Source organism: Rhizobacter sp. P3_B12 (assembly GCF_056402895.1).
Map to the genome: position 1 here is coordinate 1 of NZ_JBFUGN010000113.1, position 10,705 is coordinate 10,705.

At 68.1% G+C, this 10,705-nt stretch carries 13 protein-coding genes; 8 read left to right on the forward strand and 5 right to left on the reverse strand.

The window, feature by feature from the left end; all coding sequences use genetic code 11:
• A partial coding sequence (locus AC1D01_RS08955) for an acyl-CoA carboxylase biotin carboxyl carrier protein subunit (protein WP_477865694.1) occupies positions 1-825 on the forward strand: 825 nt, incomplete at its 5' end.
• 58 nt (positions 826-883) lie between these two features.
• Here the strand turns inward: AC1D01_RS08955 and AC1D01_RS08960 are convergent.
• Positions 884-1,321 (reverse strand): hypothetical protein, encoded by a 438-nt coding sequence (locus tag AC1D01_RS08960; RefSeq protein WP_477865695.1) that lies wholly within the window; start codon positions 1,319-1,321, stop codon positions 884-886.
• A gap of 105 nt (positions 1,322-1,426) precedes the next feature.
• On the opposite strand from AC1D01_RS08960, the gene AC1D01_RS08965 reads away from it, so the two are divergent.
• The 5 genes from AC1D01_RS08965 to AC1D01_RS08985 all read left to right on the forward strand — a co-directional run bounded on the left by AC1D01_RS08965 (position 1,427) and on the right by AC1D01_RS08985 (position 4,288).
• Positions 1,427-2,350 carry a hydroxymethylglutaryl-CoA lyase gene (locus AC1D01_RS08965; RefSeq protein ID WP_477865696.1) on the forward strand — a complete coding sequence of 308 codons (924 nt, stop codon included), beginning with the start codon at positions 1,427-1,429 and terminating at the stop codon, positions 2,348-2,350.
• A complete protein-coding gene (locus tag AC1D01_RS08970) occupies positions 2,347-2,838 on the forward strand; it encodes a YbaK/EbsC family protein (RefSeq protein WP_477865697.1) in 492 nt (163 codons plus the stop codon). Before AC1D01_RS08965 ends, AC1D01_RS08970 begins: the two co-directional genes overlap by 4 nt.
• Before the next feature lie 84 nt (positions 2,839-2,922).
• Complete coding sequence (locus AC1D01_RS08975; RefSeq protein ID WP_477865698.1) at positions 2,923-3,441, forward strand: TlpA family protein disulfide reductase; 519 nt, start codon at positions 2,923-2,925, stop codon at positions 3,439-3,441.
• Positions 3,441-3,647, forward strand: coding sequence for a DUF1289 domain-containing protein (locus AC1D01_RS08980; RefSeq protein ID WP_477865699.1), 207 nt, complete (start codon positions 3,441-3,443; stop codon positions 3,645-3,647). The genes AC1D01_RS08975 and AC1D01_RS08980 overlap by 1 nt, the downstream gene beginning before the upstream one ends.
• Complete coding sequence (locus tag AC1D01_RS08985; protein ID WP_477865700.1) at positions 3,644-4,288, forward strand: 2-hydroxychromene-2-carboxylate isomerase; 645 nt, start codon at positions 3,644-3,646, stop codon at positions 4,286-4,288. The genes AC1D01_RS08980 and AC1D01_RS08985 overlap by 4 nt, the downstream gene beginning before the upstream one ends.
• On the opposite strand, the gene AC1D01_RS08990 is transcribed toward AC1D01_RS08985, so the two are convergent.
• Positions 4,289-5,230: a GSU2403 family nucleotidyltransferase fold protein gene (locus tag AC1D01_RS08990; RefSeq protein WP_477865701.1), complete on the reverse strand. Its 942-nt coding sequence runs from the start codon at positions 5,228-5,230 to the stop codon at positions 4,289-4,291. It lies immediately after the preceding gene.
• A gap of 256 nt (positions 5,231-5,486) precedes the next feature.
• Here AC1D01_RS08990 and AC1D01_RS08995 point away from each other — a divergent pair, with 256 nt between their 5' ends.
• Together AC1D01_RS08995 and AC1D01_RS09000 are read left to right on the forward strand one after the other, a co-directional pair.
• Entirely contained in the window at positions 5,487-7,166 is a 1,680-nt protein-coding gene (locus AC1D01_RS08995) for an MFS transporter (protein WP_477865702.1), read from the forward strand.
• Between the two features lie 251 nt (positions 7,167-7,417).
• On the forward strand, positions 7,418-7,624 hold the full coding sequence (locus tag AC1D01_RS09000) for an AbrB/MazE/SpoVT family DNA-binding domain-containing protein (protein ID WP_477865703.1): 207 nt from the start codon (positions 7,418-7,420) through the stop codon (positions 7,622-7,624).
• A gap of 57 nt (positions 7,625-7,681) precedes the next feature.
• On the opposite strand, the gene AC1D01_RS09005 is transcribed toward AC1D01_RS09000, so the two are convergent.
• The 3 genes from AC1D01_RS09005 to AC1D01_RS09015 form a co-directional block, all read right to left on the reverse strand.
• Positions 7,682-7,927 carry a cysteine-rich CWC family protein gene (locus AC1D01_RS09005; RefSeq protein ID WP_477865704.1) on the reverse strand — a complete coding sequence of 82 codons (246 nt, stop codon included), beginning with the start codon at positions 7,925-7,927 and terminating at the stop codon, positions 7,682-7,684.
• Entirely contained in the window at positions 7,908-8,747 is an 840-nt protein-coding gene (locus AC1D01_RS09010; RefSeq protein WP_477865705.1) for a hypothetical protein, read from the reverse strand. The genes AC1D01_RS09005 and AC1D01_RS09010 overlap by 20 nt, the downstream gene beginning before the upstream one ends.
• Before the next feature lie 194 nt (positions 8,748-8,941).
• The gene (locus tag AC1D01_RS09015) at positions 8,942-10,504 is read right to left on the reverse strand and encodes a malonate--CoA ligase (protein ID WP_477865706.1); all 1,563 of its coding nucleotides are present in this window, start codon (positions 10,502-10,504) and stop codon (positions 8,942-8,944) included.
• Positions 10,505-10,705 lie beyond the last annotated feature (201 nt).

Sequence of the window (10,705 nt, forward strand, 5' to 3'; positions counted from 1 at the left end):
CACTACGACTCGATGATCGCCAAGCTGATCGTCTGGGGCGCCGACCGCGCGCAGGCGTTGGCGCGGCTGGATGCGGCGCTCGCGCAGACGCACATCGTCGGGCTGCACACCAACGTCGCGTTCCTGCGGCGGGTGGTCGCGAGCCGGTCGTTCGCGACGGCCGACCTCGACACCGCGCTGATCGAGCGCGAACGCGTGGCGTTGTTCGAGGCGCCGCCGTTGCCGCTCGAGTGCGTCGCGGCTGGCGTCGTCGCGCACGCGATCGCGGCCGAGGCGGCGCTGCAGACCGACGACCCGTGGTCGCGGCGCGACGGCTGGCGGATGCACGGTGGCGCACAGCGGCGCTTCGACATCGAGCTGCAGGGCACGCACCACACGGTGATGCTGGAGCGCAACCACCGCGGCGCGATGGCGCTGGCGATCGGCGCCGAACGGCATGCGTTCGAGGCGCAGGCCTTGTCGGCGGACCGGCATGCGGTGGTGGTCGGCGGGCGGCGCTGGGTGCTGAGCGTCTACGCGGTCGGCGAGCGCATCGCGGTGTTCGCACCCGAGGGCTCGGCGCTCGCGAGCGAGGTCGACCTGCTGGCGCATGCCGGCGACGGCGCGGCCGAAGGCGGCCGGCTGACCGCGCCGATGCCCGGCAAGGTGGTGGCCTTTCTCGCGAAGGTGGGCGACCAGGTCAAGCAGGGCCAGCCGCTCGCGGTGCTGGAGGCGATGAAGATGGAGCACACGATCACCGCGCCGCGCGACGGCACGGTGCAGGAGTTGCTCTATTCAGCCGGCGATCAGGTGGGCGAAGGTGGCGAACTGCTGCGCCTGGCGTAGCCCGGACGCCAATCCGGGACTGCATGACCAACGAACCCGGATTGGCATCCGGGCTACGTCAGTGGCGACCCGATCCCAGGCGCAGCCAGCTCGACGGCTTGTGCCAGCGCGCGCCGGTGGTGTCTGGCTCCGCCGGCTCCAGCTCGGCCGGCTGCGTGATGCCGAAGCCGCTGGTGTCGCGGGCCCAGGCCAGGTCCTGCTTCGCCGCGGCGCGCGGTGTGGCGGGCTTGGCGGACGCTTTCGGGGGGGGTGTCGGCACAGGCCGTTCCGGCACGATGCGCGGGCGGGACGCCTTCTTCGCCTCGGGCCGGGCAACGGCCCACTGCCGGGCCAGCGATTCCAGTTCGGGTTGGCCGGAAGCCTGGCACACGAAGAGGATCTCGCGGGCTTCGTCGGGCTGCCGCAGCATCACTTCGACGTCGATGCCTTCCCCGAGCCATTGCTTCAAGCCGAAGTGGATGCGGGTGGCGATGCGAAGTTCGGCGGGTGTGGACACGACATGCTCCAGTCAGTTCAGGTATCTTCGACAGCGCCCTCCCGGCTCGCCATCCCCGGACAAAGGGGGGTGTGGCACGCAGACCTTCCTATCGAGACTTAAGTCATGATTCCAACCCATGTCACGCTGGTCGATGTGAGCCCACGCGACGGACTGCAGAACGAAGCGAAGCAGGTCGACGCTGCGCACAAGATCGAATTGGTGCACCGGCTGCAGGCGGCCGGGCTGCGCGAGATCGAGGTCACCAGCTTCGTGAGCCCCAAGTGGGTGCCGCAGATGGCCGACAACGCCGAGGTGATGGCCGGGCTGCAGCGCAAGCCGGGCGTGCGCTACTCGGTGCTGACGCCGAACCTGCGCGGCTTCGAGGCGGCGCTCGCGACCCAGCCCGACGAGATCGTCGTGTTCGCGGCCGCCAGCGAGGCCTTCAGCCAGCGCAACATCAACTGCAGCATCGACGAGAGCATCGAGCGCTTCCGCCCGGTGGTCGAGGCGGCGCATGCGAACGGCATCAAGGTGCGCGGCGCGATCTCGTGCGCGCTCGGCTGCCCGTACCAGGGCGAGGTCAGCCCGGACGAGGTCGAACGCGTCGTGCGGCTGATGCGCGGCATCGGCGTCGACCACTGCGGCGTGGCCGACACCATCGGCGTCGGCACGCCGAAGCGGGTGCAGGCCGCGCTGGAGCGCGCGCTGCGCCACTACCCGCTGGTGGAGGTGAGCGGGCATTTCCACGACACCTACGGCCAGGCGCTGGCCAACATCTACGCCAGCCTCGAGCTGGGCGTGCACACCTTCGATGCCAGCGTCGCCGGCCTGGGCGGCTGCCCGTATGCGAAGGGCGCGACCGGCAACGTGGCGACCGAGGATGTGCTGTTCATGCTCGACGGGCTGGGCATCGACACCGGGATCGACCTGAACGCGCTGGTCGATGCCGGCAACTACATCTCGCAGGTGCTGGGCCGCGCGCCGGTGTCGCGCGCGGGCAAGGCCTTGCTGGCGAAGCGGGCGGCTGCGGCGGAGGCGAAGGCATGAGCGATTCCACGGTGATGCCGGAGCAGCCGGAAGGCTTCCGCCACGTCAGCGCGGTGCTGGGCACCTTGGGCCATCCGCACGCGCCGATCCTGCTCGAGGTGAATGCGCGCACCGCGCAGGAGGCGGCTGATGCGCTGGGCGTGCAGCTCGGCCAGATCGCGAAGAGCGTGATCTTCCGGCGCCGTGCCGACGACGTCGCGGTGCTGGTCGTGACCTCGGGCGACCGCCGTGTCGACGAGAAGAAGGTGGCGGCGCTGGCCGGCCCGCTCGGCCGCGCCGATGCCGATTTCGTGAAGGCGCACACCGGTTTCACGATCGGCGGCGTGTCGCCGGTCGGCCATGCGAATGCGCCGGTGACGCTGATCGATCGCGAGTTGCTGCGCTTCGACGAGATCTGGGCGGCGGCCGGGCATCCGAAAGGCGTGTTCAGGCTGAGCCCCACCGAGCTGCAGGCGCTGACGCAGGCGCCACTGGCTGATGTGACGTGATGTGTGACCTGACGTGATCGACCTCACGTAATACCCCGACGGCCCTGCCGACCAACGCACAGCTCCACTTCCGCAGGCTGCGCCATGACCTCCCGCATCGATCGCCGTTCCTTCCTGTCGACCGCCGCCCTGGCCGCGCTCGGCCACACCGTGCCGCTGCGCGCTGCGCCGGCGGCGCCGGGCCACGCGCTGGTGGGCAACACACTGGAAGGGCATCGCTACGAGCTGGCACAGGACGCCGGCAAGGCGGTGCTGGTGTTCTTCTGGTCGACCGATTGCGCGGTGTGCCGCGACAAGATGCCCGAACTGCGCGCGAACTACGAGGCCTGGCGCGACAAGCCGTTCCAGCTGGTGGCGGTGAGCCTCGACCGCAGCTTGGCGGCGGTGCGCGAGTACGACGCGATCCTGAACCGCGTCGTGCCGATGAAGCAGCAGTTCCCGATGCTGTGGCGCGCCGATGCGACGCACCGCGACGATTTCGGCGCGATGGCGCAGACGCCCACCTCGTTCATCCTCGACAAGCAGCACCGCGAGGTGAAGCAGGTCCGCGGCCGCATCGATGCCACGCTGTGGGACGACATTGCCGAACTGGTGCTCACCTGATGGATCCAGTGGCCGCCGTCCCCAGCCCCTGCGTGAACATCTGTCGCATGGAGGCGTCCAGCGGGCTGTGCGCCGGCTGCTGGCGCACGATCGACGAGATCGCGGCGTGGTCGAAGATGGACGACGACGGCAAGCGCCAGGTCTGGCAGGCCATCGAGTTGCGCAAGGCGGGTGCGCCGGTCGTCGATGAGGAGCGGTCGCGATGAAGCAACTCCGGTTCTGGTTCGACGTGATCTCGCCGTACGCCTACCTGGCGTTCGAGCGCCTGCCGCAGGTGCTGGAAGGGCATGGTGTCGAGGTGAGTTACCAGCCGGTGCTGTTCGCCGGGCTGTTGTCGCAATGGGGGCAGAAGGGCCCGGCCGAGATCGCTCCGAAGCGCGACTGGACCTACCGGCAGGTGGCGTGGCWCGCGCASCGGCACGGCATCCCGATGCAGATGCCGGCGCAGCATCCGTTCAACCCGCTCGCGCTGTTGCGCCTGGGCCTGGCCTGCTGTGGCCCGCTCGCGACGCCCAGCCGCTGGGTGTGCGAGCAGCTGATGCACCACGTGTGGCGCGGCGGCGCGGACGCGAACGATCCGCAGCGGCTGGCCGCGCTCGCGCAGCGGCTGCAGCCGGCGCTCGATCCGCAGGGCGACGAGGTCAAGGCCGCGCTGAAGGCGGCGACCGCGCAGGCGGTGTCGCTCGGCATCTTCGGCGTGCCGACGGTCGAGCTCGACGGCCGGTTGTTCTGGGGGCTCGACGGGTTGGACCTGCTGCAGAGCTGGCTGGCCGGCGATCCGTGGTTCGACGGCCCGGCGTGGGACGACGCGGCGCGGCAACCGGTGGGCATTCAGCGCAAGAAGTGATCAGGGCAGCAGGAGCCCCTGATCCAGCAGCTCCTGCACGATGCCGGCCTGCAGGCGATCCCGGCGACGCTTGGCCTCCTCGCGATGAGGGGCGTCTTGCGCCATCCAACGCTTGAATTCGACGAAGGTGGCCGGTGCGATCGTGCTCATCCACGCCATGCGACCGGTCGCCGAAACGACGGCATGCTCGAAGCGTGGTGCCGATGTCAGCACCGAGGCTCGGATGGCCTGGACCGGCCAGAGATCGCCTTCGTCCGAAGAAAAGCGGAACGGGTGCGGGTCGCCGTCGACCGCCTGGCGGCGCAGGAAATCGACCTCGAAGCCGCGCGCGTTGATGGCTGTCTCGTTCTGTCCTTCCTTGCGCTCGAATGTGGGGTCGGCCGTCTTCAGCACGTCGAGCATCGATGAATCGAGTTGCTGCAGGTCTGTCATGAACTGCACCCGGCGCCGTGCGTCCCAGAGCAGGTCGATGTCCTGCGTGGCCAATGCGCCCGGCACGATGCGAACGCCGGCGGCCGCTTCATACGCGTACAGCGCATGCGTGCCGACCACGGTGAAATGCGCCAGCAGATCAGCGTCCGCGAGCGCCTGCAGCACGCCGATCAGGAGCGAAGGCGCACGGCCCACCTTCAGCGCCTTGTTCATGCGTTCCGCTTCGTTCAAGGCCTCGCGCAGCGAGGCCAGGCGAGTCTCGACAACTTGCTTGCGGCTGGTGTACTCCGTGAAGATCTTTTCCGTGGCCGCGGAGCGAGCGCCCAGTCGCTCCTGGTTGCGCTGACGTGGCCGCGTCTTCACCAGGTACTCGTAGTCGCCTTCCTGCTTCCAGTACATCGAGCCGGCGTAGCTGCGTGCCTGCACCTGCACGCGGCGGAATTCGGCGAAGGTCGTCATCGAATCGATGGCCTGCCGCGCAGCGTTGTCCGACAGGGGCAGGTAGTTCATCACCRCAGAATAGCAAGACTTGGAAAATTGCGGTGAATCCAGGCAAATCAAGCACTTGCACTATGCCAAGTGAGCTCAGGGAAACTCCCAGGGCGGGTCATCCCTCGTTTCTCACGATGAGAAACGATTCGTCAGGGTTGTCACTGAACTTGTCAGCCGGCGTTCAGCTTGGCGTCAGGGATGGGTCAGAGGGCGTCGTGAAGATGCGGCACGCCTTGCCGTTCGGCAAGGAGCCTGACGACAAGGAGACATTCCAATGGCAACTGCAGTGGCCAAACCGGCGCGCAACCCCGCGGGGCCGATGACGCGCGAGGAGCGCAAGGTCATCTTCGCGTCCAGCCTCGGCACCGTGTTCGAGTGGTACGACTTCTACCTGTACGGCACGCTCGCCGCCATCATCGGCAAGCAGTTCTTCTCCAACCTCGACCCGGCGTCGCAGGTCATCTTCTCGCTGCTCGCGTTCGCGGCCGGCTTCATCGTGCGGCCGTTCGGCGCGCTGGTGTTCGGGCGGCTGGGCGACATGATCGGGCGCAAGTACACCTTCCTGGTGACGATCCTGATCATGGGCCTGTCGACCTTCATCGTCGGCGTGCTGCCGACCTATGCATCGATCGGCGTCGCCGCCCCGGTGATCCTGATCGGCCTGCGGCTGCTGCAGGGCCTGGCGCTCGGCGGCGAGTACGGCGGTGCCGCCACCTACGTGGCCGAGCACGCGCCGCACGGCAAGCGCGGAGCCTTCACCTCGTGGATCCAGACCACGGCGACGCTCGGGCTGTTCCTGTCGCTGCTGGTGATCCTGGGCACGCGCACCTGGATCGGCGAAGAAGCGTTCGCCGACTGGGGCTGGCGCATTCCGTTCCTGGTCTCGATTCTGCTGCTGGCCATCAGCGTGTGGATCCGCCTGTCGATGAACGAGTCGCCGGCCTTCAAGAAGATGAAGGAGGAGGGCAAGACCTCGAAGGCGCCGCTGACCGAGTCGTTCGGCCAGTGGAAGAACCTGAAGATCGTGATCCTGGCGCTGGTCGGGCTGACGATGGGCCAGGCGGTGGTCTGGTACACCGGCCAGTTCTACGCGCTGTTCTTCCTGACGGGCGCGCTGAAGGTCGACGGGCCCACCGCCAACGTGCTGATCGCCGCCGCGCTGCTGATCGGCACGCCCTTCTTCATCGTCTTCGGCACGCTGTCGGACAAGATCGGCCGCAAGCCGATCATCATGGCCGGCTGCCTGATCGCCGCGCTGACCTACTTCCCGCTGTTCAAGGCGCTGACCGAGACGGCCAACCCCGAGCTCGCGGCGGCCCAGAAGAGCGCCAAGGTCACGGTGACGGCCGACCCGTCGGAGTGCTCGTTCCAGTTCAACCCGACCGGCGTGGCCAAGTTCACCAGCTCGTGCGACATCGCCAAGCAGGTGCTGGCCGCAGGCTCGGTGAGCTACGAGAACGTGGCCGGCACCGGCCCGGCGAAGATCACGATCGGCGACAAGACGATCGAGTCCTTCGCATCGAAGGGCTTGCCGGCCGATGAAGCCAAGGCCAAGGACGCCGCCTTCAAGAAGGACGTGGCCGCGGCGCTGAAGGAGCACGGCTACCCGGCCAAGGCCAAGCCGATCTCCTTCATGAGCGGCCAGTGGTGGACGCTGGTGGCGATCCTGTCGGTGCTGGTGATCTATGTGACGATGGTCTACGGCCCGATCGCCGCGATGCTGGTGGAGATGTTCCCGACGCGCATCCGCTACACCTCGATGAGCCTGCCGTACCACATCGGCAACGGCTGGTTCGGCGGCCTGCTGCCGGCAACGGGCCTGGCGATCGTGGCGCAGACCGGGAACATGTACAACGGCCTGTGGTACCCGATCGTGTTCGCGTCGATCACCTTCGTGGTGGGCATGCTGTTCGTCAAGGAGACGAAGGACGTCGACATCTACGCGAGTGACTGAGTAGCCCCTCGAAGTCACCTCGCTGCGCGGGCTGTGGAAACACAGCCCGCGTTTGCTTTTGCGGTGCAGGAACCTCCTTCGGCCCGGGGTCACTCAGTCTTCATGAAAACCACCCGCTCCGCGATGGCGGCGCACATGTGCCTCCAGGCATATCCCATTCCCGAGGAGCCCTGCCGAGAGGTCGGCGCGACCGTCATCAAGTTCGAAGCGCGCGGACCTCGCTTTTGACGTGCATTGGCTTTCCTGCAGCGGTGGCGCTCATCCTGTCAAGCAAATTCCAGATCTCCATTCCGAAAGCCGTGCGTGAGAAGCAGAACTGGCAAGCCGGTCAGGAGTTCGTGTTCATCCCCAAAGGCATCGGTGTTCTGGTGATGCCGGTTCCCGAGCTTGCCGAGTTGGCGGGCATCGCCAAGGGCGCGTGCAAGAACGGTTATCGCGACCGCAAGGATCGCTATTGATGCTGGTCGTGTTCCGTTTCGAAGGCGGCGTAGTCGGGATCCCGGTTCACGCGGCTGTCACTGTCGTCGCGAGGGATTCCGTTCGCCGTGCGCGTCGAGATCGGCAGCCTCTTGAGACACCTCGATCAGGCAATCGCCGCACAGGCACCGGTCGTACGCCGACCGAAGCCGCGCCAGCGTCTCCGCGCTGAGCTTCACGCGGCTGCACCAGCACGGCCGGTCGTCATTCACACCGCAATGGAACGCCCGCTCGCAGCGCGGGCAGGTGCGGTCGTCGCCGCGGTCAGCCGGCAGCGCGTCCACGTTGCCGCCGCAGCAGCGCCGTCGCGAGTGCGAGGCCACCCAGCCACGCGAAGCCGAGCGCACCGCCGCCCTCGTCGTTGTTGTTGCCACCATTGCCGCCACCGTTCCCACCGCTCGGCGGCGGCGTCGTCACCACGCCGACCGCGCCCGAGAGCGCGACGGTGCGCGTGAACTTCGTGGTGGAGGTGCCGGGGTGCATGGTGATGGTCAGTGTGGCACTGTAGCCCGCGGTGTCCGCGGCGCTGAACGAGATCGTCGCACGGCAGGTGGCCGCGTTGGCGAGTTTCTGCGCGCTGCAGGTGTCGCTCTTCAGCGTGAAGCGGGCCGCACCGGTGCCACTGATCGCGACGCTGTCCACCGTCACCTGCCCGAAGGTCTTGCCGTTGGCCAGGTCGAGGTTCTGCGACACGGTCGGCGTGTTCACCGCGCTGGCCGAGAAGCTCAGCTCGGTCTCGCTGGCCTTCGGCGTGTCGGCGATGTAGGCGGCCAGGTCGGTCATCTGGTCCACGTCGAGCACCTGGAACTGCTTCATCTGGCTGAAGTTGTTCAGCGCATAGCCGAGGCGGTTCACCGCCGTTTCGGGGTCGATCGCGGCGAACTGGTCGTGCTGGCCGGTCGTCGAGAAGCTGACCTGGTCGCGCCGGTTCTGCACGGTGGTGTGGCAGCTGGTGCAGTTGCCGGTGAACGAGCGGCCCGTCTGGTTGATCGTGTCCTCGAACAGCAGCTTGCCGACCACGGGGTCGTAGTCCGCGTGCGCGGCGAAGGCGACCGCGGCCAGCACGGTGGCGAGGGCGGTGCGGGCAAGGATCGAGGCGTGCATGGCGGCATTTCCGATGGACATGAGCCGAAAACCCTGCAAGGGCCCTGCCACCTGCTGTGAGCCGCCGTTCCCCGTAGGACGGAGGCAGCACCGCCCCGGCAGGCGACCATTCGCGCCCGCTGGGTGCCACAGCGTGTCAGTCGCGTTGCGCGCCCTCACAGGCGACGCATTCGCTTACGCCGCGCGCGGCAGGCTCAACCCGCGGCGAACAGCCCCTTGTGCCTCTCGCGCAGCAGGTTCTTCTGCACCTTGCCCATCGTGTTGCGAGGCAATTCCTGCACCAGCTCGACCAGCTTGGGCACCTTGAAGTTCGCGATCTGCGCCTTCAGGGCCGCGGCGATCGCCGCCCCTTCGAGCTGCGCCCCGGCGCGCGGCACCACCACCGCCACCACCGCCTCGCCGAAATCCGGATGCGGCACGCCGACCACCGCGCTCTCGGCGACGCCCGGCATGTCGTTGATGTAGCCCTCGATCTCGGCCGGGTAGACGTTGTAGCCGCCGCTGATGATCAGGTCCTTGCTGCGCCCGACGATGCACACGTAGCCGCGCTCGTCGATGCGGCCGACGTCGCCGGTCTTGAACCAGCCGTCGTCGGTGAACTCTTCCTTCGTCTTCTCGGGCAGGCGCCAGTAGCCGGCGAACACGTTCGGGCCCTTCACCTCGATGCCGCCGATCTCGCCACGCGCGCAGTCGTGACCTCCATCGCGGCCTTCGTCGCGCACCCGCAGCTGCACGCCCGGCAGCGGGAAGCCCACCGTGCCGGCGCGCCGCTCGCCGTCGGCCGGGTCGTACGGGTTCGAGGTCAGCATCACCGTCTCGCTCATGCCGTAGCGCTCGAGGATGGCCTGCCCGGTGCGCTCGCGCCAGGCGTTGAAGGTCTCGGGTAGCAGCGGTGCCGAGCCGGCGACGAACAGCCGCATGCTGCTGCACGCCGCCCGCGTGAGGCCGGGCTCGGCCAGCAGCCGCACGTACAGCGTCGGCACGCCCATGAACACCGTCGCGCGCGGCAACGCGGCCAGCACGCGCTTCGGGTCGAACTTCGCGAGCCAGATCATCTTGCTGCCGTTCAGCAGCGCGCCATGGATCGCGACGAAGAGGCCATGCACGTGGAAGATCGGCAGCGCATGCACCAGCACGTCGCCCGCCTGCCATCCCCAGTACGCCTTCAGCGTGCGCGCATTGCTCAGCATGTTGCCGTGCGTCAGCATCGCGCCCTTGCTGCGGCCGGTGGTGCCGCTGGTGTAGAGGATGGCCGCCAGGTCGTCGGCGCCGCGCACCGCCGGCTCATGCCGGTCGCTCTGGTGCGAGGCGCGCTCCAGCAGGCTTCCGGTGCGGTCGTCGCCGAGCGTGAACACATGGCGCGTGCCGGCCTTGAAGGCGATCTTGCTGACCCAGCCGAAGTGCTTCGGCGCGCACACCACCACCGCCGGCTCGGCGTTGCCGACGAAGTACTCGATCTCGGCGGCCTGGTAGGCGGTGTTCAGCGGCAGGTAGACGAAGCCGGCGCGCAGCACCGCGAGGTACAGCATCAGGCCTTCGACCGATTTCTCGGTCTGCACCGCGACGCGGCTGCCGGCCGGCAGGTCCAGCGATTCGAGCAGGTTGGCGAGCATCGCGGTCGCGCGCTCGAGGTCGCGCCAGCTGTAGCTGAGCGGCGCCTCGCCGTCGGCCACCTCGATCGCGGTCGCGTCGAGGTCGGCGGGAAAGGCCGCGCGCAACGCGGCGAACAGGTTGGCACTGCCGTTGAAACTACTCATCGAACCTCCTCGGGGATCTCTCGTGTTGACAAGCCCTAGCCGCGCTGGAAATGCGGCGGTCGCTTCTCGATGAAGGCCTGGATGCCTTCACGGTGTTGGGGACTGTCGGCATAGCCGTAGTGCGCGCGGCGCTCGTCGGCGCTCGGCCCGCCGGCGGCCAGCTGGCGCAGCGTGCGCTTGTTGATGCGCGCGGCCTGCGGC